The 22,810-nt window shown below is 60.2% G+C and carries 18 protein-coding genes; 10 read left to right on the forward strand and 8 right to left on the reverse strand.

Features of this window, described 5'->3' with window-relative positions:
• Nucleotides 1-2 precede the first annotated feature (2 nt).
• Together DBAC_RS00490 and DBAC_RS00495 are read left to right on the forward strand one after the other, a co-directional pair.
• The gene (locus tag DBAC_RS00490; protein ID WP_228644913.1) at nucleotides 3-1,697 is read left to right on the forward strand and encodes a CgeB family protein; all 1,695 of its coding nucleotides are present in this window, start codon (nucleotides 3-5) and stop codon (nucleotides 1,695-1,697) included.
• A 3-nt stretch (nucleotides 1,698-1,700) separates the two neighbouring features.
• Nucleotides 1,701-3,089: a glycosyltransferase family 9 protein gene (locus DBAC_RS00495; RefSeq protein WP_012805314.1), complete on the forward strand. Its 1,389-nt coding sequence runs from the start codon at nucleotides 1,701-1,703 to the stop codon at nucleotides 3,087-3,089.
• A 68-nt stretch (nucleotides 3,090-3,157) separates the two neighbouring features.
• Here the strand turns inward: DBAC_RS00495 and DBAC_RS00500 are convergent, their stop codons facing one another.
• The 4 genes from DBAC_RS00500 to DBAC_RS00515 form a co-directional block, all read right to left on the reverse strand.
• A complete protein-coding gene (locus DBAC_RS00500) occupies nucleotides 3,158-4,576 on the reverse strand; it encodes an efflux transporter outer membrane subunit (protein ID WP_012805315.1) in 1,419 nt (472 codons plus the stop codon).
• Nucleotides 4,564-7,719: an efflux RND transporter permease subunit gene (locus DBAC_RS00505; RefSeq protein WP_012805316.1), complete on the reverse strand. Its 3,156-nt coding sequence runs from the start codon at nucleotides 7,717-7,719 to the stop codon at nucleotides 4,564-4,566. Before DBAC_RS00505 ends, DBAC_RS00500 begins: the two co-directional genes overlap by 13 nt.
• A 9-nt stretch (nucleotides 7,720-7,728) precedes the next feature.
• Nucleotides 7,729-8,877, reverse strand: a complete 1,149-nt coding sequence (locus DBAC_RS00510) for an efflux RND transporter periplasmic adaptor subunit (protein WP_012805317.1) — start codon at nucleotides 8,875-8,877, stop codon at nucleotides 7,729-7,731.
• Between the two features lie 70 nt (nucleotides 8,878-8,947).
• Entirely contained in the window at nucleotides 8,948-9,544 is a 597-nt protein-coding gene (locus tag DBAC_RS00515) for a TetR/AcrR family transcriptional regulator (protein WP_012805318.1), read from the reverse strand.
• Between the two features lie 504 nt (nucleotides 9,545-10,048).
• Here DBAC_RS00515 and DBAC_RS00525 point away from each other — a divergent pair.
• The 8 genes from DBAC_RS00525 (at nucleotide 10,049) to DBAC_RS00560 (ending at nucleotide 17,754) form a co-directional block, all read left to right on the forward strand.
• Complete coding sequence (locus tag DBAC_RS00525) at nucleotides 10,049-10,513, forward strand: NUDIX domain-containing protein (protein WP_012805319.1); 465 nt, start codon at nucleotides 10,049-10,051, stop codon at nucleotides 10,511-10,513.
• Nucleotides 10,510-11,991 (forward strand): glycogen synthase GlgA, encoded by a 1,482-nt coding sequence (gene glgA / locus DBAC_RS00530; protein WP_012805320.1) that lies wholly within the window; start codon nucleotides 10,510-10,512, stop codon nucleotides 11,989-11,991. Before DBAC_RS00525 ends, glgA begins: the two co-directional genes overlap by 4 nt.
• Nucleotides 11,988-12,296 carry an isoamylase early set domain-containing protein gene (locus DBAC_RS00535; RefSeq protein ID WP_012805321.1) on the forward strand — a complete coding sequence of 103 codons (309 nt, stop codon included), beginning with the start codon at nucleotides 11,988-11,990 and terminating at the stop codon, nucleotides 12,294-12,296. Before glgA ends, DBAC_RS00535 begins: the two co-directional genes overlap by 4 nt.
• Before the next feature lie 109 nt (nucleotides 12,297-12,405).
• Entirely contained in the window at nucleotides 12,406-12,966 is a 561-nt protein-coding gene (locus DBAC_RS00540) for a helix-turn-helix domain-containing protein (RefSeq protein WP_012805322.1), read from the forward strand.
• A gap of 72 nt (nucleotides 12,967-13,038) precedes the next feature.
• On the forward strand, nucleotides 13,039-14,679 hold the full coding sequence (locus tag DBAC_RS00545) for an AMP-binding protein (RefSeq protein ID WP_012805323.1): 1,641 nt from the start codon (nucleotides 13,039-13,041) through the stop codon (nucleotides 14,677-14,679).
• A 194-nt stretch (nucleotides 14,680-14,873) separates the two neighbouring features.
• Nucleotides 14,874-15,851, forward strand: a complete 978-nt coding sequence (locus tag DBAC_RS00550; RefSeq protein WP_043810188.1) for a glycosyltransferase — start codon at nucleotides 14,874-14,876, stop codon at nucleotides 15,849-15,851.
• Nucleotides 15,848-17,032 carry a CgeB family protein gene (locus DBAC_RS00555; protein ID WP_012805325.1) on the forward strand — a complete coding sequence of 395 codons (1,185 nt, stop codon included), beginning with the start codon at nucleotides 15,848-15,850 and terminating at the stop codon, nucleotides 17,030-17,032. Before DBAC_RS00550 ends, DBAC_RS00555 begins: the two co-directional genes overlap by 4 nt.
• The gene (locus tag DBAC_RS00560; protein ID WP_012805326.1) at nucleotides 17,029-17,754 is read left to right on the forward strand and encodes a glycosyltransferase family protein; all 726 of its coding nucleotides are present in this window, start codon (nucleotides 17,029-17,031) and stop codon (nucleotides 17,752-17,754) included. Before DBAC_RS00555 ends, DBAC_RS00560 begins: the two co-directional genes overlap by 4 nt.
• A gap of 10 nt (nucleotides 17,755-17,764) precedes the next feature.
• Here DBAC_RS00560 and DBAC_RS00565 read toward each other — a convergent pair whose 3' ends face one another.
• From DBAC_RS00565 to DBAC_RS00580, 4 genes are all read right to left on the reverse strand, one after another.
• The gene (locus DBAC_RS00565) at nucleotides 17,765-19,549 is read right to left on the reverse strand and encodes a CDP-glycerol--poly(glycerophosphate) glycerophosphotransferase (protein ID WP_012805327.1); all 1,785 of its coding nucleotides are present in this window, start codon (nucleotides 19,547-19,549) and stop codon (nucleotides 17,765-17,767) included.
• A 23-nt stretch (nucleotides 19,550-19,572) separates the two neighbouring features.
• The gene (locus tag DBAC_RS00570; protein ID WP_012805328.1) at nucleotides 19,573-20,805 is read right to left on the reverse strand and encodes a glycosyltransferase family 2 protein; all 1,233 of its coding nucleotides are present in this window, start codon (nucleotides 20,803-20,805) and stop codon (nucleotides 19,573-19,575) included.
• A 5-nt stretch (nucleotides 20,806-20,810) separates the two neighbouring features.
• Nucleotides 20,811-22,016 (reverse strand): glycosyltransferase family 2 protein, encoded by a 1,206-nt coding sequence (locus DBAC_RS17525; RefSeq protein WP_012805329.1) that lies wholly within the window; start codon nucleotides 22,014-22,016, stop codon nucleotides 20,811-20,813.
• Between the two features lie 78 nt (nucleotides 22,017-22,094).
• Nucleotides 22,095-22,766 (reverse strand): phosphocholine cytidylyltransferase family protein, encoded by a 672-nt coding sequence (locus DBAC_RS00580; protein WP_012805330.1) that lies wholly within the window; start codon nucleotides 22,764-22,766, stop codon nucleotides 22,095-22,097.
• Nucleotides 22,767-22,810 lie beyond the last annotated feature (44 nt).

The raw sequence follows: 22,810 nt of genomic DNA on the forward strand, positions 1-22,810 counted from the left end.
CCGTGGTGTGGTCTGAAGCCATGACCGCCGAAACAGACTACTCCGCCGAACGCATCCAGTTGCCCGACGGGTCCGTGGATGTGCGCGTCCTGCGCGAAGGCCGCGTTCAGCACCTGGGCGGCAAGCGCGGAGCCGAGAACGAATTGCGCCGGACGGCGGATATTCCTGTCAACGGCGTTTTGCCCGTCTTTCTGGGCTCCGGGCTGGGAGTTGGCCTGGCCGACGTGCTGGCCAAGGTCGCGGGCCCGGTGGCCGTGGTCGATGCCGAACCATCCATCGGCCTGTTGACCGGAGTGCTTCAGAAATGGAAGGGCGATCCCCGCGTGTTCTGGATAGTCGAGGCCGATCCGGCTGTTGCCCTGGATCACTTGACCCGCTGGCAGATCCGGCACGGCGGCCTGCCTTTCGCGCCGGTGCGCGATCCGTTTTACGCCCGCTTGCGGCCCGCTCTGTATCGCGATCTGGCCGACCGCCTGGAGCTCAGCCGCAAGGTCGATTTCTGGAGCCGGGCGCGTTATCCCAAGTTCCGCTCCAGCGTCCCGCGCGTGCTGCTCCTGACCAGCTCCTATTTTCTGATGGGCGAGCTTGAGGCCGCCTTCGCCCGCCTGGGCTACGCGACCTCGCTGGTGCAGCTGCCCAGCCAGGAAGTGGGCAGCCAGGAATTCGTCGAATCCATTCTTTCGGAAATTCTGGCTTTCCGTCCGGACTTCGTGCTGACCATCAATCATCTCGGCGTTGACAAGGAGGGCATCCTGACCGCGCTTCTGGCGCGCATGGAGCTGCCCCTGGCGTCCTGGTTCGTCGATAATCCGCACCTCATCCTCTACGTCTACGAGAATCTGGCCTCGGATTGGGTCACGCTTTTCACCTGGGACGTGGACAACATCGAGTCGCTCAAAGCGCAGGGCTTTTCCCGCGTTCATTACCTGCCCCTGGCCACGGACCCGCACCGTTTCGCCTACGCGCCGGACACGACCTTTAAGCGCGATGTCGCCTTTGTCGGCAACTCCATGCTGTACAAGGTGCACGCCAAATTGCGGCATTACGACTTTCCCCCAGCCCTGCTTCGGGACTTCGAAGATCTCGGGCAGGCCTTCATGGAGAGTGGAAGCCTGTCCGTGAAGCGTTTTCTGGAAGAGGAACGGCTGGGGCATCTGGCGGCCTTCCAGGCGCTGCCCGATGTGGATACCCGGCTCGCCTTCGAGACCCTGATCACCTGGCAGGCGACCCTCCTGTACCGCTTGCGGCGGGTTCGCGAGCTCCTGCCCTTCAATCCCCTGCTGGTCGGCGATCCGGGCTGGCGCGAGCTCCTGCCCGAGGGGGGCTGGACCTATCACCGCGAACTGAACTACTACGCGGACCTGCCCGGATTTTATCCGGCCACGCGCATCAATTTCAACTGCACCAGCCAGCAGATGAAGGGCGCGGTCAACCAGCGCGTCTTCGACGTGCCGGTCTGCGGCGGTTTTCTGCTCACGGACCACCGGCGGCAGATGGAGGCGCTTTTCGAGCCGGGCCGGGAGATCGTCTGCTATCAGGAGCCGGGCGAGATCGCGGGACTGGTCCGCCATTACCTCCGCCTCGACGGCGAGCGGAAAAAGATCACCCAGGCCGCACGTTCCCGCATTCTGGCCGAACACACCTACGACCTGCGCTTAAAGTCCCTGGTGCGGACCATGCGCTCCATCTACGGGTAGCCGGTGAAAAAGCCCATCCTGGTCATCCAGATGCAGCGCATGGGGGACCTGATCCTGTCCTTCCCCCTTTTTTTGTGGCTGGAGCGGGCATTTCCCGGCCACCCGGTCTGGGTCATGGCTGAGCCGGGTTTTGCCAGGCCGCTTGCGCGCCTGAGTCCGCAGGTGCGCTATTTCGGTTATGGGCAGGGCGGGGATGTGCGCAGCGAAGCATTCCATCTGGTCATAAATCTCAGTCACCGGGCTGAAAGCATGGCTTTGGCCGGCAGTCTGCGCTGCGACGCCCTGGTTGGCGGTTACCTTCGGGACGGAGTGACCCGCATCAAGGGAGACTGGCAGGAATACCGGGCGTCGCTGACCCACAACAACCGGCACAACCGTTTTCATTGGGCCGATCTCAATGCCCTGGACGTGATCCCGCACGGGATCATGGACCAGACCCGCTGGCCCGCGCCGCGTCAGATGCCCCCGGACATTCGTCATGTCGGCCTGTTTCTTGGCGCAAGCGAACCGGACAAAAGGCCCAGCGCCGCGTTTTGGGTCGGACTCATCGCGGAGCTGGAGCGGCGAGGGCTCGTCCCGGTGCTTCTGGGCGGACCGGGCGAGCGGGAATTGTGCCGCGAGGTGCTTCGTCTCGCCGCGCGACCGGTGGCCAGCGCCTGCGGGTCCCTGGGACTGGATGCGTTCGCCATGTACGGGCAGAGTCTGGCCGCCATGATCACCCCCGACACCGGACCCATGCATCTGGCGGCCTGGTCCGGCCTCAAGGTGCTCAATCTGTCCATGGGCCCGGTGCATGCCTTTGAGACCGGCCCCTACCAGCCGGGGCACGTGGTGCTGCGCAGTTCAAGGGATTGCGTTGGTTGCTGGCGCTGCCGTTTTGATCTTCCGCGTTGTCATGAACGATTCAAGCCCGCACGGGTGGCCCGGGTGCTTGAGGCCATGCTTGGCTGCAAGGGCAACCTCTCAGGGTTGCGGCTTCCCGGACTTGAGATTTTTGCCACCGGCCGCAAGGGCGGCCTCTATGACCTGATACCCCTCTCCGCCCACGCCAAGGCCGGGCAGCGACTGTCCGCATACTGGCAGGCATTCTGGCTGCACGCCTTTGGGCGAGGCTCCCTGGACGACTGTCTGGCTGCGGCCGGGAAGCTGCGCGATGACCATGCCGCCCTGGTGCGCGTCATGACCGCCGGGGCTTTGCGTTTTTTCCGCATGGCCAGCAGCGCCTCCGACCCGGAGCTGCCCATGCGCGAGTGGAACCGCACGTCTTTGGCGCTGCGCCCCTTAAGCGGGTACGCCGCCGTTCACCTGTCCAATCATGACTGCTCCGTGGCTAGCCGCAAGCGCGTGCTGGCCCTGGCCGAGGCGCACCTCGGCTTTCTTCGCCAATCGTGACTTCATTCTAATCAAAGCAAAAAAGGCGGCCAGTGGCCGCCTTTTTTGCTTTGATTTTTAGGTGGTTGTTATTGCGCTGAGGCCTGCAATCCGTTTTCCTGCCAGCCGCCTCCGAGGGCGGTGAAGAGCTCGACCGTGGCCAGTTTTCGGGCCAGGCGGGCATCGAGCAGGTTCTGTCTGGCCGTGAACAGGGTGCGTTCGGCGTCGTGCACGGCAAAGGCGCTCTCAAGACCTGCCGAAAAGCGCTGATCGACCAGCAGTCGGCTTTTTTCGGCGCTGGCCGCGCGACGGGCCTGGGCCTGAACCTGCCCCTCGTAGCCCTGGTTTTTGGCCAGGGCGTCGGACACCTCGCGAAAGGCGTTCTGGATGGTCTCTTCGTACTGCGCGATGCGGATCTGCTGTTCGGCCTTGGCCGCTTCGAGTTTGGCTTTGTTCCGGCCTGCGTCGAAGATGGGCAGGGTGATGCTGGGCACAAAGGTCCAGACCCGCTGGGCCGAATCGAACAGGTCGGTCAGTTCCAGACTGGCCAATCCCGCCGTGGTGGTCAGGCCGATGCGCGGGAAGAACGCGGCCCGCGCCGCGCCGATTTCGGCGCCCGCGGCCCAGAGGCGGTGCTCGGCTTCAAGGATGTCGGGGCGGCGGGTCAGGAGCTCCGAAGGAAGCCCCGGCGTGACCGCCGTGTTTAGAATCACATCATTGATGGCCTGCGCCGGGAGGTTCATATCCGAGACCGGCACCCCGGCCAGCACGGCCAGGGCGTTTTCGTCCATGACCACCTGGGCCGTGAGCCGCGCGACCTCGGCCTGGGCCACGGCCACGACTTCCTCGGCCTGATGGCGGGCCAGTTCCGTGCTCATGCCGTGGGCCAACTGCGCCAGGGTCAGGTCCAGGGTCGCTTGGCGGCTTTCCAGGGTTTCCCGGGCCAGAGCCAGATGCTCGCGGTCCCCGGCCAGGGTCAGGTAGCCCCTGGCGACCTGGGACACGAGGCTGATGTGCGCGGCCCGGCGGGCTTCCTCAGTGGCCAGGTAGCTCTCCAGGGCCGAGTCTTCCAGACTTTTGACCCGGCCAAAGAAATCAAGCTCGAAGGACGAGATGCCAAGGCCCACGTTCCATTGCCGATCGATCCCTTCGATCCCGCCGCGCAGATCTCCGGGCGATCGCGTGTTGGAGTTGACGCCCGAGGCGTCAACGTTCGGGACACGATCGGCGCGGGCGATGCCGAATTGCGCCCGGGCCTTGTCCATGGCCAGCACGGCCTGGCGCAGGCTTCTGTTCTGGCCCAGCGCGGTGGCGATGAGTTTCTGCAGGGCCGGATCGGGAAAGGCGTCCCGCCAGCCGAGTTCGTCGATTCCGGCCTGGACTGGGCCGGACTGGGCCGGTGCGTTCCACGCTTCGGGTACGGGCATGGCCGGGCGTTCCCGTTCAGGGGCGAGCGTGGCGCAGCCGCCAAGCGCGACGAGCGCGATCACGAGTATCAATCTTCGCATGGGTGGCCTCCGGGGATTATGGCGCGAGTGGTCGCGTTTTTGGGTTCCTTGCGGGAGAGTCCCCTCTTGGCCACGATGACGAAGAAGACCGGGATAAGCAGGGAGCCGATGATGGTCGAGGCGATGGTGCCGCCGATAACGCCCGTGCCGATGGAGTTCTGCCCGCCGGACCCCGCTCCGGAGTTCAGGGCCAGCGGCAGAACGCCCAGGCCAAAGGCCAGGGAGGTCATGAGGATGGGCCGCAGGCGCTGTCTGGCCGCCTCGACCACTGCGGTCATGAGGTCCATGCCCGATTCGGCCAGGCTTTTGGCGAACTCGACGATGAGGATGGCGTTTTTGGCTGCCAGGCCCATGGTCGTGAGCAGACCGACCTGGAAGTAAACGTCGTTGGTCAGGCCGCGCAGACTGACGGCGGCCAGTGCCCCGACGACGCCGATGGGCACGACCAGGATGACCGATGCCGGCAGGCTCCAGCTTTCGTACAGGGCCGCGAGGCAAAGGAAGACCACGAGGATGGAGAGACCGTAGAGCAGGGCGGTCTGGGAACCGGCCTGGCGTTCCTGGAAGGACAGGCCCGTCCAGGAGTAGCCGATGCCTTCAGGCAACTGGCCGGCCAGGTTCTCCATGGTCGCCATGGCCTGGCCCGAGCTCTTGCCCGGTGCTGGCGCGCCGAGGATCTGCATGGCCGGGACGCCGTTGTAGCGCTCCAGACGGGGCGAACCCGAAGTCCAGTGCGCCGTGGCGAAGCTCGACATTGGTACCATCTGGCCGGATTTGCCGCGCACGTGCCAGCGGGCGAGGTCTTCGGGCATCATGCGGTAGGGCGCCTCGCCCTGCATGATGACCTTCTTGACGCGCCCCTTGTCCAGGAAGTCGTTGACATAGGAGCTGCCCCAGGCCGTGGCGATGACGCCGGTCACGTCGGACACGGCCAGACCCAGGGCGCCGGCCTTGTCCCAGTCGATGTCGATGCGATACTGCGGCGTGTTGTCCAGGCCGTTAGGGCGGACCATGGCCAGATCCGGATGCTGGCTGGCCATGCCGAGAAGCTGGTTGCGGGCGGCGGTGAGCTTTTCGTGGCCGAGGCCTGCCATGTCTTGCAACTCGAAGTCGAAGCCGGCCGCGTTGCCCAGTTCCATCACCGCCGGCGGGGCAAAGGCGAAGACCTGCGCGTCGCGGTACTGCGAGAAGGCGGCCATGGCACGTCCGGCAATGGCCTTGACGTGCGTGTCGGGACCCTTGCGCATGCTCCAGTCCTTCAGACGTACGAAGCACATGGCCGTGTTCTGGCCGCTGCCGGCGAAACTGAAGCCCGCCACGGCCATGAGCGATTGCACGGAGTCCTTCTCGGCTTCCAGGAAGTGGGTTTCGATGCGTTCCAGCACATTCAGGGCGCGGTCCTGGGTCGCGCCGATGGGCAACTGGACCTGCACGAAGAGCATGCCCTGGTCCTCGTCCGGGAGAAAGCCCGTGGGCAGCCGCTGGAACAGGAACATCATGGCGGCCAGGATGAGGGCGTAGAGGATCATCGATCGCCCCCAGCGCCGGGTCATGGACCCGACCAGCTTCTGATAGCCGTTCGCGGTGCGGTCGAAGCCACGGTTGAACAGGCCGAAGAAGCCGCGCTTGCCTTGGCCGGGCTTGGCAGGCCTGAGCATGGTGGCGCACAGGGCCGGGGTCAGGATCAGGGCCACCAGGACGGAGAGGACCATGGCCGAGACCACGGTGATGGAGAACTGGCGGTAAATGACGCCCGTGGAGCCGCCGAAGAAGGCCATGGGTACGAAGACGGCGGACAGCACCAGGGCGATGCCGACCAGGGCCCCGGAGATCTGGGTCATGGACAGGTGGGTCGCGTCCCTGGCCGACAAGCCGTCTTCATGCATGATTCGTTCGACGTTTTCGACCACGACGATGGCGTCGTCCACCAGCAGGCCGATGGCCAGGACCATGGCGAACATGGTCAGGGTGTTGATGGAATAGCCGAAGGCCGCCAGCACCCCGAAGGTGCCGAGCAGAACCACGGGCACGGCGATGGTCGGGATGAGCGTGGCCCGGAAGTTCTGCAGAAAGAGGTACATGACCAGAAAGACCAGGACCACGGCCTCCAGCAGGGTGCGGACCACCTCTTCGATGGAGATGCGCACGAAGGGCGTGGTGTCGAATGCTTCCACGACCTTCAATCCGGCGGGGAAGGTCGAACTGATGCTGTCCGTGTATTCGGCGATGGCCTCGACGGTCTTCAGCGCATTGGCACCGGTGGCCAGCTTGATGGCCAGGGCCGCCGAGGGTTGACCGTTGTATCGGGAGACGACCTGCGAATTTTCCGCCCCCAGTTCCACCTTGGCGACGTCGCCCAAACGCACCGTGGATCCGTCGGTGTTGGTCTTTAAGAGGACGTTCCGGAATTGCTCGGGAGTCTGAAGACGGTCCTGGACGCTGACCGTGAAGTTGATGCGCTGTTCCGCAACCGAAGGCAGTCCGCCCAGTTGACCGGCGGAGATCTGGGCGTTCTGGGCCTTGATGGCGGCGGCGACGTCCGCCGGGGTGAGGCTGTAGGTATGCAACTGGTCAGGATTGAGCCATATGCGCATGGCGTGCTGCGAGCCGAACAGGGTGACCTCGCCGACTCCTTCCACGCGGCTCATGCCGTCAAGAACATTGGCGGCCACATAGTCGGCCAGCTGCGCCCTGGCCATGGACCCGTCTTCGGAAACGAAGCCGAGCACCTGTACGAAGTTCCTGACCGCCTTGGTGACCTGCACGCCCTGGGCCTGCACTTCCTGCGGCAGCAGCGCCATGGCCAGTTGCAGCTTGTTCTGGACCTGTACCTGGGCAATGTCCGGGTTGGTGCCGGCCTTGAAGGTCAGGGTGATTTCGGCCTGACCCGAGGATTGGCTGGTCGAGGACATGTAGTCCAGATTGTCGATGCCCTTCATCTTCTGTTCGATGACCTGGGTGACCGCATCTTCCAGGGTCTTGGCCGACGCGCCTGGATAGGTCGCGCTGATGGCCACCGATGGAGGAGCGATGGGCGGATACTGGGAGATGGGCAGGCCCGTTATGGCCAGCACGCCGCCAAGCATGGCGGCGATGGCCAGAACCCAGGCGAATACCGGGCGATTGATGAAAAAATGTGCCATGATAGTTCCTTACATCGCGTCTTGGGCAACACGGACCTGCACGCCGGGGCGCGCCTTCTGCAAACCTTCGATGACCACGCGATCTCCGGCGGCCAGCCCCTGACGAACAATCCAGTCACCGCCGACCGCACGGTCCAGTTCCAGGGGGCGGGCAGCCACCTTTTCCTCGCCGTCCACGACCATAGCCAGGGGCTGTCCCTCCGCATTGCGGACCACGGCCTGTTGCGGGATGAGCAGCGCGCTGGCCAGCACCCCTTCCTCGACGACGGCGCGGACATACATGCCCGGCAGAAGGTCTCGCTCGGGATTGGGGAAGACGGCGCGCAGCGTGACGGAGCCGGTGCTCTGATCGACACTGGCCTCGGCCAGCTGCAGGACGCCTTCATGGGCGTAGACGGCGCCGTCTTCGAGGATGAGGCTCACTTTCGTCGCGGCCTCGCCGGCGGACTGGACGGCCCCGCTTTTCAGGGCGTGCTTCATGCGCAAAAGTTCCGTGTTGGACTGGGTCAGGTCGACATAGATGGGGTCGAGCTGCTGCACGGTGGCCATGGCCTGGGCCTGATTGGCCGTGACCAGCGCGCCGGGGGTGATGGTGGATCGGCCGATGCGGCCGCTTATGGGCGAGAGGACTTTGGTCCGCTCAAGATCGATGTGGGCGGCTCCAAGCTCGGCCTGAGCCGCAGCCACATTGGCCTCGGCCAGGGCCAGGCCCGCCTGCACTTCGTCGTGGTCCTGCTGGCTGACGGCCTTGGTACGGATCAGGTCGCGGTAGCGTATTGCCTTGAGACGAGCCGGTTCCAGTTCGGCCTTGGCCTTGGCCACGGCGGCCTTGGCGCGGGCCACGGCCACTTCATAGGTGGAGGGGTCGATCTGGTACAGGAGCTGGCCGGCCTTGATCTCAGCGCCTTCGGTAAAGGCCCGCTTCTGGATGATGCCGCCGACCTGCGGCCGGATTTCAGCCATCTGGTACACGGCGGTGCGTCCCGGCAGTTCCGTGGTCAGCCGGACCTCCTCTTCCTGCATGGTCACCACGGCCACTTCCGGTGCCGGAGCAACCCGGACCGCAGCGGGCTGGTTGGCCTGAGAGGGGCTGTTCCAGACAAGATAGCCAAGGCCGACGGCGACCACTATGACAACGGGAATGAGTATTTTCTTCATTTTGTCCTTCCTGGAGTACGGTTTTGAAAATTGTATGTGAACAAGTGTTCACTTTGATGGCAAAAAAAAATCAGGGGGCCACGCCTTGGGCAAACATTTTCCAGTTGGCCTCGGCCTGGGTTTTGGGGTCGATCATGTCGCCGCGTCTGCTGTACAGGATGGCGATGGTCAGGAACTGTCCCAGAAACTGCACGAATATCTGATCCGCATCGATATCGGCGCGAATTTCTCCGGCAGCCTGTCCCTGGCGGATGATTCCGGCCACCTCGGACTGGTGCCGCTGATGATTGGCAAGCAGCCTGTCCCGCAGATGGGTCTCGTCGCTCCACAGCGCGTCCGAGAGCACAAGATTGGGCAGCGCGCGGTAACGTTCGACCACGCTGATGTGCAGGTCGTAGCAGCGGCGCAGCTTGGTCAGGGCCGGGCCCGGTTCTTCGAGTGCTTGACGGATTCCTTCGGTCTTGACGTCGTCGAGCAGGTCCAGGACGCTGGCCAGGATGTCGGCCTTGCCGCCGGGAAAATGCTTGTACAGGGCCGGAGCGGTCACGCCCACGACGCGGGCCACGTTGCGCGCGGTCAGCGCCCCGACACCCTGGTCGGCAACCAGCGCCAGGGCCGCTTCGGCGATCTGCTCGCGGCGAATTATTGTGGTCAGTCGTTTTGCCATGGAGGGCTTAGTTAACGATCGTTCACTTTGTCGTCAAGGATAAATTGAGAGAGAAAATGAAGAAATTTCGTTGTGAGAAATGGTCCGTCAGACAACGCTCGAAGTGAGCTATCTTCACTTTAGCGGACACACCAACTCCCCACCTGCCAAGGAGGGGTGCCCGAAGGGCGGGGTGGTTGCCTCTTGCGCATGGAGAGAGAAGAGCATCTGTTGCGAAAAGCCGACAACAGTCCTTGAGGTGCTGGCGGGGCGTATTATTGTTGTGGTTGTCTCGGGGAAGACAGGTCACTCTGACGGGTATACATTTACCTTTATGGGGATGATGGCTTCTGTGAGCAAGGGGGAAGCCTTTGTTTTGAAGGGGGACGAATCGGGGCGCAAAATTGTTGGCTTTTAAGGCCTTATGTCACGATTCTGTGTTAGGAAGTTTCCTGCTTCAAGTCCTGAAAAAATGGTGCTAGGCAAGTTTCAAGAGAATTGGCATAAGAAAGATACGAGGATGCCATGCACAAAATTCGGACATTTACCATCGCCTGTTCACAGTGCGGCTCCACGGTGGCGCAGAGAAATCCCTTTCCAACGGTGGATATTGTGCTTCACCGCGCCGGAGAGGGGATATTGCTCATCGAGCGCCGCAACCCGCCGCATGGATGGGCGCTACCCGGCGGGTTCATCGATTACGGGGAAAGCGCCGAGCAGGCTGCCGTTCGCGAGGCGCTGGAAGAGACAGGCCTTGACGTGCGTCTGACCGGGCTGCTTGGTGTCTATTCCGATCCGGATCGTGACCCGCGTTTTCATACCCTGAGCGTGGCGTACATGGCGCAGTGCGAAGACAATGAGATCCCTTGCGCAGGAGACGACGCCAAAAATGCCCGGTTTTTCCCTCTTGACGCATTGCCGACTGACATGGCCTTTGATCACCGCAGAATCATTGCTGATTTTGCCAAGAAAATAAGCAGGAGCGCATGATCACACCGCCCCACGATATTGTTTTCCTGACTTCCGAAATCTATCCTTTCTCCAAGTCCGGAGGATTGGCTGACGTCATGGGGATTTTGCCCCTGACCCTATCCCGCATGGGGGTACGGGTGGCCGTGATCACGCCCTTCTACGGCAGGCTGTCCACGGGACATTACCCTGTCCACCTGGTGCAGGAGAATTGCCCGGTGGGCTACCCTTGGGCCGACACCACGGCCGACATCTACCTGGCCGATTATCACGGCCTGCCCGTCTATTTCATAGAGCGCGGCGAGTATTTTGATCGCCGTCAGTACTATTGCACGCACAAAGGCGATTATTTCGACAACTGCGAGCGGTTCATCTTTTTCTGCCGTGCAGCCCTTGCCGCCATCCGGCACATGGACATGGGCGCGCGCATTGTTCATGCCCAGGACTGGCACGCAGGCCTGGCCATGGCCTATCTGGCTTTCTGGCGGCGTATCGATCCTTTCTGGGCGGGTGTGCGCACGGTCATGTCCATCCACAATCTGGCGTATCAGGGGCGTTTTTCCTACCGGCTCTTCGAGCAATCAGGGCTGCCCCTCGATGCCTGGAACATGGAAGGCGTGGAGTTCTACAACAGCTTCAACCTGCTCAAGGCCGGCATCGCCTATGCCGACAAGATCACCACGGTCAGCCCCAGCTATGCCGCCGAGATCATGACCCCGGAGTTCGGGTGCGGCCTGGAGGGCATCCTGACCCGCCGTAAGGCCGACCTGATCGGGATTTTGAACGGCGCGGACTATTCCATCTGGAGCCCGGAAAACGACGAGGTCCTGGAGTGCACCTATTCGGCGGACAAGCCTGAAGGCAAGGAGAATTGCAAGAAGCATCTCATGGGCATGCTCGGGTTGTCGCCGGATTTGGCCGAGCGCCCGCTTTTGGGCTTCATCGGACGCCTGCGTGGCCAGAAGGGCATCGACATTGTGCTTGAGATCATCCCCGAACTCATGAAGCTCGATGTGGGGCTGGTGGTTCTGGGCGAGGGCCGCGCCGAGTTCGAGGCCATGCTCATGAGCATCATGGAAGACTATCCGGGCAGGATCGTGGGGATCATCGGCTATACGGAGGAGATGTCGCATCTCATTCAGGCCGGGGCGGATATTTTTCTCATGCCGTCACGTTACGAGCCGTGCGGCCTGACGCAGATGTACAGCCTGAGCTACGGCACTCCGCCCGTGGCCACCGCGGTGGGCGGCCTGCGGGACACCATCACCCCCTATCCCGGTTCCGGCGCCAATGGTTTCATTTTCGCCGACCCCACGCCGGAGGCGCTTTTGGCCACGGTGCGCAAGGCGGTGCAGGTCTGGGAAGATCGCAATGCCTGGAGAGAAGTTCAGGTCAGCGCCATGCAAACACGTTTTTCTTGGGAAAACTCCGCGCGCAAGTATATGGATGTCTACACATCCCTGCACGGAGATCTTTTAGACACATGGAGGATACTATGAGTATTGAAAAAAAATATCTGAAGACAAAGAACATTTGCAAGGTCACCTTTCATCTGCCGGCCGGCGCTGCAAGTGGGGCCGAAACGGCGTTTCTGGTGGGGGAATTCAACGACTGGGCCATGCACACGCTGCCCATGAAGAGGCTCAAAGACGGCTCCTTCAAGCTGACAATCGACCTGCCCAGCGGCACTACATACCAGTTTCGCTATCTGCTCGACGATGATCGCTGGGAGAACGACTGGAGCGCGGATTCCTACTGCTACAGCGAGTATGGAAACTGCGAAAACTCCGTTGTCGAAGTCTAGGCGGCGAGCATAAACCCGTACTCGATTATCGCTTACGCATTGCTTTTTGAACGCGAAGTCCGTAATTTCTGCCCCTGTTTTCATACATTTTCAGTACAAGGAGCAGACTATGGATGCGCAACAACCCGCCTATAAGGATATTGCGCCCCGTTTGCGGGGGCTCCGGGATGCCATGGACTTGAGCGAGGAGGATATGGCCGCGCAACTGGGCGTGACGGCCGCCGATGTCCTCGGTTACGAGTCCGGAGAGCATGAGATCCCGGTCAGTTATCTTTTCAACGTGGCCCAGGCGTTTCAGGTCGACCTGACCGTGCTCATGTCCGGCAAGGAAGCGCACCTGCACACCGCATCCCTGGTCAAGAAGGGCAAGGGCATGAGCGTGGAGCGGCGCAAGGACTATGATTACAAAAGCCTGGCCTACCGCTTCGTCGGCCGCAAGATGGAGCCCTTCGTCGTCAAAGTTCCCCCCAAGGACACGAATTCCCTGACCTTCAACGAGCACCCCGGCCAGGAATTCATCTATGTCCTCTCCGGCAAGCTCGAAATCACCCTCGGCTCCACGGTTCATGTCATGGAGCCCGGCGACAGTCTGTATTTCACCTCGCGTACTCCTCACGCCCTGCGTGGTCTGGACGGCCAACCGGCCGAATTTCTGGACGTGATTATCTAGGGGGCGGGCCGCAAGCTCCACCCCCGCAAGTCACTCCCCCAGAAAAATCAATCCAACACCAGCGGAGCACCCATGCATACAAAACTGCGCCCTTCGTCTTATGAAGAGTTTCAGGCCTCTTTTTCTCTGGATATCCCGGATAAGTACAATTTCGCCTTTGATATGGTCGATGTAGCCGCCTTGGCGGATCCGGCCCGCTTGGCCATGGTCCACGTGGATGACGCTGATGTGCGCCGCGAATACACGTTCGGCTATTTTTCCGAACAGTCGAGCCGTCTGGCGGAAGCGTTGCAGAACCTCGGCATCGGGCGCGGCGACAAGGTCATGATCATCCTGCACCGCCGGGTGGAGTTCTGGACCGTCATGCTCGCCCTGCACAAGCTCGGCGCGCTGGGCGTGCCGTCGCCTGCGCTCCTGACGGCCAAGGATATCACCTACCGGGTCAATTTCGCCTCCATCAAGGGAGCCATCGTCGACACGTCCGTGCGTGCCACCGTGGAAGCGGCCAAGCTCGACTGCCCGACCCTGACCGTGCAGGTGCTGGCGGGTCTTGAGCAGGCGGAAGGCGATTGGCACAGCTTCTCGCAGATCGTGGCAGGCGCCTCCCCGTCCTACCCCCGCCCGGCCGACGCGGCCTGCGGCGAGGATCCGGCGACCATTTTCTTTTCTTCCGGCACGACCGGACACCCCAAGATGGTGCTGCACAATTTCAACTACCCCTTTGGGCACGTCATGACAGGTTCCTACTGGCACGACATAGAGCCCGGGAATCTGCATCTGACCCTGGCCGACACGGGCTGGGCCAAGTCCACATGGGGCAAGTTCTACGGACAGTGGCTGGCCGGGGGCGTGGTTTTCGTCTGGGATTTCCGGGGCAAGTTCGAGCCGGCCAGGCTGCTTAAAGTCATCGCCGAGAACAAGGTCACCAATTTCTGCGCGCCGCCCACGGTCTATCGGTTCCTGATCCGCGAAGATCTTTCGGCCTACGACCTCTCAGCGTTGCGTCATTGCACCACCGCCGGCGAGCTTTTGAATGACAGCGTGTTCGAGACCTGGGTGGAGAAGATGGGCATGCCCATATACGAAGGTTACGGCCAGACCGAAACCACCCTGCAGATCGCGACCTTCCCCTTCATGAAACCTAAAGCGGGGTCCATCGGCAAACCCTGCCCCGGCTGGGACATCCGGCTCCTGGACGAAAACGACGAGCCCTGTCCTCCCGGCGTGGAAGGGGAGATTTGCATCGGCATAGAGCCCACCCGTCCGATGGGCCTCTTCAGTTGCTACCTGCAGGACGAGGCCAAGACCGCAAGCGTCATGCACGGCGGCTTCTACCGCACCGGCGACAAGGCCTGGATGGACGAGGACGGCTACTTCTGGTTCCTGGGCCGCATCGATGACCTGATCAAGAGCTCCGGCTACCGCATCGGACCCTTCGAGGTCGAGAGCGCTCTCATCACCCACCCCGCCGTGGTCGAAGCGGCCGTGACCGGCGTGCCCGATCCCGACCGGGGTCAGGCCGTCAAAGCCACCGTCACCCTGGCCGCAGGCTTTGATCCTTCACCGGAACTGACCAAGGAACTGCAGGACCACGTCAAGAAAGTGACTGCGCCCTACAAATACCCGCGCATCATCGACTACGTGAAGGAGCTGCCCAAGACCATCAGCGGCAAGATCAAGCGCGCCGAGATCCGGGCCAAGGACGAGGCGTAGGAAGGGGAAGAGGGGGCGAGGGAAGAGCGGGGCGCTGCCCCGCACCCCGCAAGGGGCGCGCCCCTTGACCTGGGTAAGGGGATTCATTTTGAGGCCATGCGTGTTGCGTGGCCTTTTTATTGCTGATCTGCGGGCATGGTGTCATTATTTCTTTGCGGCATGACCCTCATCAGGACTGACTCGGGGCCCAGCTCATGAAAACATGGATTTTCTATCCGCCTCTCAAGGCCATGTCCGGTGGGTGCATGGTGCTTTTGCAGATTGCCCGCCAGTTGCAGGACCTGGGCTCGCTTGGGGGCATCCTGTATTGGGAAAGTCCTCCCGCCGCCAAATGCCAGGGCCTGCCGTGGGTCCGGGCGGGCGAGGCTGCCATGAAGGCTGGGGACACCTACGTTGTTCCTGAGGGTTGGCCCAACGCCCTGGTGCTGGGCCTTAAGAGAGGCTGCCGGACCATCGTCTACTGCCAGAACTGGTCCTATCTCTTTCACGGCCTGGAACCGGGGATACACTGGCGGGACCTGCCCGTGGAATTCCTGGCCGTGTCCGATCCCGTGGCCTGGCATATGGAGCAGGTCCTGGGCAAACAACCGCCGATCATCCGCCCGGCTCTGGACACGCGGCTTTTCCATCCCCCTGCGTCCAAGCCCGGCGGAACGCTTCGCATCGGCTTCATGCCGCGCAAGAACAAGGCCCTGGCCGAGCAGATCCGACGCATCTTCGAGGAGCGCAACCCGCGAGCCGGAGTGGAGTGGATTCCGATCCACGGCTTGGACCGGCCTGGTGTGGCCGAGGCGCTGCGCTCCTGTCATGTTTTCCTGGTCACGGGATTCCCCGAGGGCTGTCCGCTCCCGCCCCTTGAAGCCATGGCCTGCGGCTGTCTGTGCGTGGGCTTCACCGGCTTTGGCGGCTGGGATTACATGCGCCAAGTCGAGCCGCACGGATATGCGCCGCATGGCTATGCGCTGCGCGATGTGCCCTGGGGCGGCAACGGCTGGTGGTCGGCGGACGGGGATGTGCTGGGGGTTGTGGTGGGGTTGGAGCGTGCCGTGCAAGCACTGCCTCAGGGTTCGGCTATTCTTGCTCAAATGGCCCAGACTGTCGCTACGTATGGTACTGACGACCAGTTGGGCGAAATCGTGGCTGCGTTGCCGCAGGGCAAAACGGTCCGATGACTCGCGCAACGCCCAACCGCCCAAGAATCCTGCTCATTTCGGCGAAGCACTATCTCATGGCCGAACTCATCGCCGGATGCCAGGCCCTGGGCTTGGAGCATGCCTATCTGTTTCTGGGCGGGATTTCATCGTCGACAGAGCTTGAGGAGACGTTGCGCGGCGAGGTGGACAGATTTTTCCCTGATTTTCTTTTGACCATGAATCATCTCGGGCTGGACCGCGAAGGGCTGGTCAGCGAGTTCTGCCGTCAGCGGGAGCTGCCCGTGCTGAGCTGGTTCGTGGATCGTCCTGATCTTTTTCTTCCGCAGTACCGCAATATGGATAATCCTTACCTTGCCTACGCCGTATGGGACGCCGACGCAGTCAAACCTCTTGAGGACGCGGGGCATGGGCAGATCTTTCATCTTCCCCTGGCCGCCGATCTGGGCCGCTTGGAATTTGTTCCGGACGCGCCCGCCTTGCGGGGTGTGGCCTTTGTGGGCAACTCCATGCAGGCCGCAACGGACAAATGCTGGAGACTTTCTGGACAACCGGACACCCTGAGGGGGCTGTGGGAGGATGTTGCCGGAAAGTTCGCGACCAGCGCGGTGCGTGATCTGCCCGAATTTGTTGCCAGAGAGAATCGTAATGTCAAAGCGCTGCGCGAAAGCTGCGATCCAGCGTCACGGGCCGCCCTGGACAGCTTCGTGTATTGGAGGGCGACCCAGCTTTACAGGCGTGATTGCCTGGAAGCGCTCCTGCCGTTTGGGCCGGTTGTGGCCGGTGACGAACATTGGCGGACGCTGCTCGGCAACGCATCGTGGACGTACACCGGGCCGCTGCATTATTACTCCGATCTGCCTGATTTCTATCGCTCGACCAGGATCAATTTCAACACCACCAGCATGCAGATGAAAGGAGCCCTCAACCAACGCGTCTTTGACGTCCCGGCCAGCGGCGGGTTTCTGCTCACGGACTACCGCGCGCAGCTGGACGGCGCCTTCGAGGTGGGCCGGGAGGTCGTTTGCTATCAAGGAGTTGAAGAGATCAGCGACCTTGTCCGCCACTATCTGGCCAACCCTTTCGCTCGTCGGGAAATATCCCTGCGGGCGCGAGCACGTATCGAGCAGGAGCACACCTACGCCCACCGCATCGAAACGATCTGTGTGAACATGAAGCGGATGTACGGAACCCCCGCATGAACCTGTTCACCCTGATCCTGCATTACGGCCCCGTGGAGAGGACCAGGCGTCTGCATGAGCAGTTGCTCGCGGCCGATCCCGCGCAGCGGGAGAAGATCCTGGTCTTCGACAACGCAAGCCCCGAACCTTACGACGGCGCGTGGCTGCGTGCGGAACGGAATCTTTACTGGGCCGGGGCGTTTGAACATGTCATGGGAATTTTGGCGGGGCAGGGCGCGTCTCATGTCTGGTTTTTGAACAACGACGCACTCTTCGTCTCGAAACCGCCCCTGATCGACCGCGTACGCCAGCGGCTCGCGCGGGCTGAGCGTTTGGCAGGCCCGGTGGGCGTGTATTCCCCTGCGGTGACGGCCAACCCCTATCATCCGCAGATGGTGGAGCGGCCCAGTGGGCAGTACAGGCAGGTGCGCTATGTGGACGGGATCGCGCCGTTGGTCAGCGTCGATTATTGGCGCCGGGCCGGGGGTATCGATTTTGCGGGAAATCCGTATGGCTACGGGGTGGATGTCTGGTTTTCGAGCAGGGCGGAGGAGCTTGGGTTTGCCTGCGTGGTCGATCATCAGGTGGTCATCCGGCACAGCTATCATTCCACTGCGCGTGAAGTGGACGGGTTTTTGGCCAGGGCGGCAGAGGCGGAATCCGCATATCTTTCGGAGCGCTTCGGGAAGGACTTCAGGAGCGTTCTGGCGCAAATGGCCGCAGAAGGAACAGATTTCGGTTGATCGTCTCTGCTCAATCCAGAGAGGCTGCCAAATTCGTGGCTTCCCGGTTCTGGCCCAGTTGCCGCAGGGTTTTGATCTGTTCGAGTATTCTGGCTTTGGTGTCGGCCTGATACATGTAGCAGTCTATGGACAGACGCGTCTGCATTTCATGGCTTTGAGCCAAAAGGCCCAGGGCTGTGATGAATTCGGTCGGGCTGGATGCGGGGAACGTGCCGGAGATGTGTGGGTACAGGTCTGAGTGGATCATGGCGCAATCCGATGGCAGACGCAGGCCCGCTATGGATTGGCCGATGCCGGTGACCAGAAGCCCGAAGAGCAGAACGTCGGGGTTGGTTATTGGCCTTGGCGAGTTGCTGAGTTGTTGCATGCATTGCGTCGCCAGAACGGGCTCGGTCATGGCCTTCACGACTCCGGTTTTGGGATTCCACCGGAAATGATTTTCCAGCCATTTTGGCCAGTCGAAAGGCACCACGAGCCCGCCCCGCAGGATCGCCGTCAGAGGGGATTGGCTGCCGCGCAGGCAGGCGTAGAGTTCATTGCAATGGAAAGATCCTGGCCTGTGCGTCGCATCCAGGATTCCCCCACTTTCTTGTCCCCCAAAAACGCTGATGCGCAATCGATGTCCGGGCGCATTGGTCCGCAGGCGCTCAATATCCTGGCGGATGATCTCGGGTTTCGCGTCGTCGTCTTCCAGGAGGATGACGTCCATGTCTTTTTTTTCCGGAAGATTGCGGCCATGGACCCAGTCCAGGATGGCCTCGGCGGCTCGCTGGACGCTCCGGCCGTCGCGTCCGTGGTCCAGGGCCATGGCGTAACGTTTCCGGATCGCGGAGCGCCGCTGTGGCTGCGCCAGTTCAGTGCGCACAGCCTGGAGCAGCTCCTCCAGGGAATTGACCAGCACGGCGGCGTCTCTGGTCATGTACTCGATATCCTCGGCCCGGTAGAGAGGGAACTCTTTGAGCCGCGGGTTGTTGAAGAGAATGACCGGCTTGTCCAGCAGCAAAAATTCGATGAAGATCGAGGACACATCGCTGATCATGAGGTCCGCCGCGTGCATCATTCCGGAGTAGTCGGCGTCTTCAAGGTAGAAGATGCTGTGGTTGGACGCGGCGATGTTTGCGTACAACTCTTTGAATCTGTCCTCTGTCATGTTGTGCAGCTTGATCAGCAGCACCGTGTCCTTGTCCGCGACCTTGCGGATTCCTTCCTGCAGGCAGTGGATGGCGGAGAGTTCCGGATTGTAGGTCGGGGCGAAGAGCACGATCCGTTTGGAAGGGTCGATGCCCAGGCGCTCACAGAATTGTTCCCTGGTCTGGACCTGCTGCCCGAAAAGCTGATCCGATTTGATGAAACCCGTTAAACGGATGGGGATGAAGACATTGTCCAGGAGCCTGCGGCGGTGCAGCGGGCCAGGCACGAGAAGCAGCTGCGAGAGGTTCTCGCGCCGTGTTATCTCGGAATCCGTGTAAAAGGCGCCTTTGCAGATCATGCCGTGTCCGACATTGATCACATTTCTGATCTGGGGGATGCGAAAATGGCAGGCATCGGCCACAATGGTCACGTCCGGTTCGAAATCTTCCAGATTGGCGTAAAAGGGGGCTTTTTGTTCGAGCCTTCGAATCTGCGCTTCGGGCAGGCCCCATTGTGGAATTTCCGGGGTTCCCGGGAAGAAATCGGGCGCGGAAAAAGCGGTGACCGCCAATCCGTTCCGACTCAGATACTCCTCGATGGGCTCAAGGAATGGCAGGTGCAGGCTGCGTTCGACGTAAAAAAGAATTTTTTTCAGATCGCTCATATTTCCTTGCCGTCCGCGAGCTTTCAGCGCTCGTGGCGTGAAAGCCAGCCCATGTAGAGTTTTTCCCAAAACGGTTCGCCCGAAGATTTCGCCCATTGCACGCGACGAATAGCCTTGCGGTGCAGGTCCTTGGATTCCGTGGCGATCTTTTCAAGCTTTTCCAGCGCATGCTGCGCCAGTTCTGGTTTGCCTGCTTTCTGGGCCGCTTTGAGCATCTGGATGTAGCGCATCTTGCTCGGATGGAAATGTGCCGCCAGGGTTCGGATATGCAGGGCTTCCTGAAATGATTGGCGTGCATCGAGCCATCCGGCCAGAAGGTCATAGCCTTCTTCCCAGAGGGGTTCCTGGTCAAGCATGTCGAGGCAGAGACGGGGATTGCCGCCATCTGCCAGGGCGACAAGCTCTGCCGAGCGCGTCGCGGAGAGGCACACAGAGGCCAGGAGCCATTCATTGAGCCGGATGTCGTACCCGTCTTGCACGACATGGCGGTGGAGGTCCGGAGTGAGGCTGCGCTCATGCCTGGACAACAGCAGCGCGGAATTCGGCTGGTCGTTGTCGAACCGGCCTACAGTCTGACTGGTGTGATGGTAGACAACGCTCTCGGGAACACAGCGAAAACGATATCCCTGCGCGCCAAGGGTAAGGCACAAATCGATATCTTCGCAGCCGTTCTGGTACCCTTCGAAAAAACCGCCGGCGTCCATGAAGACTTTTTTGGACATGCACAGGGCCGCGGCGGTGATTGCTTTTGGATGTCTGTGCTCAAAGATCACCGGGTGCTTTGCTGGAAAGTACTCGTAGAGATGCTCGGCCTGCGCTCCTGGAAGAAAGGCAATCCCCAGATGCTGGACCAGATTGCTTCCCGGATACAGAAGCAACGGGCCGACGCCGCCCAGGCTTGCGTCTTCGCTTTGGGCTTGAAGGAGTGGCGGGAGCCAGTTCGGGGTCAACTCGGTGTCGTTGTTCAGGAAAAAGAGCGTTGGGGAGGACGCAATCTTTGCGCCGAGGTTGCAGGCATGGGCAAAGCCATGATTGCGATCGCAATGGATCGCCCGGAAAGAATCGCCCCAAAGTGATGCCCCCAAAGCATCAAGCTCTTCGCGGGTTTGATCCGTCGAGGCATTGTCGACAACGACCACCTCGATGATCTCTGAAGTATGTCTGTGAAGCGAACACAGGCACTTTGAGGTGAATTCCCATTGGTTGAAGACCGGGATTATGATGGATACTCTGTAAGGTTGCGTGGGCATTATCATCAATTTTAGGGAGTTCCTGTTTCGGCAGCAAGATTTTTGATGTATTCCGATTTGTCTTTGTCATTCTTTAAAATGTCATGAAATTTTGATTGAATGTACTTTATCATATTTTTTGCGTCATCAGTTTGCTTCATTGATATTTTAAATTCAGCATAATCAATGCACGAGCTGTAATCAGTTTGTCTTTGAAATAGTCTATGCAAATATTTTAAAGCTTCCTTATCATTTTTATTCTTTTTGCAAATTTCAAAATTTATGTAGTCTATGATTTCTTTTTTATGTTCGTTTATACATATTTTTTTGACAAGATGTTTTGCGAGGTCTGTTTTTCCTAGATAAATATTTTTTAAAACCATGTCGTAATATGCTTTCGTCTGACTCTTTTCGTCATTTCTGTCTTTGATCAGGCGTTTCACGAATTCAAAATCATCCAGAAATTGTTCTGATTTATTTGCAAATTTTTGTGCGAAGTCGTCATGAACAGTCGCCTTGTCCAGTTGCTGGAAGAATGCGTCGTGCTTTCTTTTTCCGGCTTCGTCGGAACGATCGGCTCTGCCTCGTTCTATTTTTTTGCAATAATCTTCGTGTGATCTGTAATAGTAGTGGTTGAGCTGGATGCTCTTTGCCGTGAAAGGGCCTTGGGATTCCGCCAGTGGAAAGCAGTTTTCGTCAACGCAGAACCAGGGTTCGTTATAGATGAATCTGTGCGGGTCGCAGGAACCTTTCACTCTCCCGGGCTGCACGATGGATTTGATGTGCATATTTTTCGGATAGTCCAAGGGGAAACGCTGTACGTAACTTTGCAGCTGCATCTGCGGTGGCCTGGTCAGGTATCCTGAAGATCCGAATTCGACCCAGTGCACTCCGAGTCCGCCGAAATCTTCATAGTCGGTCAGAATCAATCGAACGTCTTCGGATTGTTTCGGGACGATGAACTCATCGACATCGATGAAGGCAATCCATTTCGATTTTTTTTCATATTCACGCAGGCAGCGGTCGTAGGCTGCCATCTGCTGCTCTTTGCCCGTGATCTCAAAGAAATCCACGATTCCGTGATCGATATACTCTTGGACTGAGTTTTTCAGGCTGGGAGAACTGTCATTATCGAAAATGATGATTTTCTCGGCGCCCACCAGCAGATGATGGTTGATCCATTCTTTGATGAACGGATGCTCGTTCTTGGCGATGCAGCAGACACTCAGATAATTCATGCGTTTTCAAGTTATGGGATTGAGATTGTCGCCCAGGCCCTGTGCGGCGGCTTGGCGCATTTCGGGGGCAGGCAGGGTCTACTCGGCGAACATGCTCAGCGCCTGCTTCAAGTCTTCCTCGAAATCGACCTCGATGCAGCGGTAGGCGGAGATATCCACGGCGGAAAAATCGACGCCCTGCTTGATGAGCATTTCCACGCCCATTTCGAAATAATCCTGTTCCTTGCACCGGGCCAAAGCCTGCAGGAAGACCGGGATGTCATTTTTTTGAATGCGGTTCACGCCCACGGCTTCACCCTCGGGCGCGGCGACCTTTTTTGAAATTTCAAGGATCAGTCCGTTCTGGTCTGCCCGGTACTTGACCTCTTCCTCGCCGCATTTCTTGCGGTCCACGGCCACGGCATTGCCCGCATGAGCCGCCATCTCCCGGATCACGCCCTCGTCGAAGACCACGTCTCCATTGCACCAGATGACGTCGTCATCCAGAAATTCCAGTGCGCAGCACAGGCTCTTGGAGGTGTTGGTGATGTAGTAGATGGGGTTGTAGCGGTAATAGACGTCGGGAAACTCCTCCATGATCAGGTTCTTCTTGAACCCCACGACCACGAAGATCTCGTTGATCCCGAACTGGCGAAAAATCCGGATCTGCCGCCCGAGAATGCGCTCTCCAGTGGGAAGCATGGACAGGCATTTGGGAAACGGCCTGCCGAGCCGACTGCCGACGCCCGCGGCGAGGATGACTGCTTTCATGAAGGACCTCATTTGTTGGGAATCTTAAGCAAGATTGGTACCCA

Source organism: Desulfomicrobium baculatum DSM 4028 (assembly GCF_000023225.1).
GTDB classification, from domain to species: domain Bacteria; phylum Desulfobacterota; class Desulfovibrionia; order Desulfovibrionales; family Desulfomicrobiaceae; genus Desulfomicrobium; species Desulfomicrobium baculatum.

Excerpts from the sequence above, each read along its gene's own strand:
- DBAC_RS00500 (WP_012805315.1), bottom strand. The coding sequence starts at position 4,576 with ATGCGAAGATTGATACTCGTGATCGCGCTCGTCGCGCTTGGCGGCTGC.
- DBAC_RS00505 (WP_012805316.1), bottom strand. The coding sequence starts at position 7,719 with ATGGCACATTTTTTCATCAATCGCCCGGTATTCGCCTGGGTTCTGGCC.
- DBAC_RS00510 (WP_012805317.1), bottom strand. The coding sequence starts at position 8,877 with ATGAAGAAAATACTCATTCCCGTTGTCATAGTGGTCGCCGTCGGCCTT.
- DBAC_RS00515 (WP_012805318.1), bottom strand. The coding sequence starts at position 9,544 with ATGGCAAAACGACTGACCACAATAATTCGCCGCGAGCAGATCGCCGAA.
- DBAC_RS00525 (WP_012805319.1), top strand. The coding sequence starts at position 10,049 with ATGCACAAAATTCGGACATTTACCATCGCCTGTTCACAGTGCGGCTCC.
- glgA (WP_012805320.1), top strand. The coding sequence starts at position 10,510 with ATGATCACACCGCCCCACGATATTGTTTTCCTGACTTCCGAAATCTAT.
- DBAC_RS00535 (WP_012805321.1), top strand. The coding sequence starts at position 11,988 with ATGAGTATTGAAAAAAAATATCTGAAGACAAAGAACATTTGCAAGGTC.
- DBAC_RS00540 (WP_012805322.1), top strand. The coding sequence starts at position 12,406 with ATGGATGCGCAACAACCCGCCTATAAGGATATTGCGCCCCGTTTGCGG.
- DBAC_RS00545 (WP_012805323.1), top strand. The coding sequence starts at position 13,039 with ATGCATACAAAACTGCGCCCTTCGTCTTATGAAGAGTTTCAGGCCTCT.
- DBAC_RS00550 (WP_043810188.1), top strand. The coding sequence starts at position 14,874 with ATGAAAACATGGATTTTCTATCCGCCTCTCAAGGCCATGTCCGGTGGG.
- DBAC_RS00555 (WP_012805325.1), top strand. The coding sequence starts at position 15,848 with ATGACTCGCGCAACGCCCAACCGCCCAAGAATCCTGCTCATTTCGGCG.
- DBAC_RS00560 (WP_012805326.1), top strand. The coding sequence starts at position 17,029 with ATGAACCTGTTCACCCTGATCCTGCATTACGGCCCCGTGGAGAGGACC.
- DBAC_RS00565 (WP_012805327.1), bottom strand. The coding sequence starts at position 19,549 with ATGAGCGATCTGAAAAAAATTCTTTTTTACGTCGAACGCAGCCTGCAC.
- DBAC_RS00570 (WP_012805328.1), bottom strand. The coding sequence starts at position 20,805 with ATGATAATGCCCACGCAACCTTACAGAGTATCCATCATAATCCCGGTC.
- DBAC_RS17525 (WP_012805329.1), bottom strand. The coding sequence starts at position 22,016 with ATGAATTATCTGAGTGTCTGCTGCATCGCCAAGAACGAGCATCCGTTC.
- DBAC_RS00580 (WP_012805330.1), bottom strand. The coding sequence starts at position 22,766 with ATGAAAGCAGTCATCCTCGCCGCGGGCGTCGGCAGTCGGCTCGGCAGG.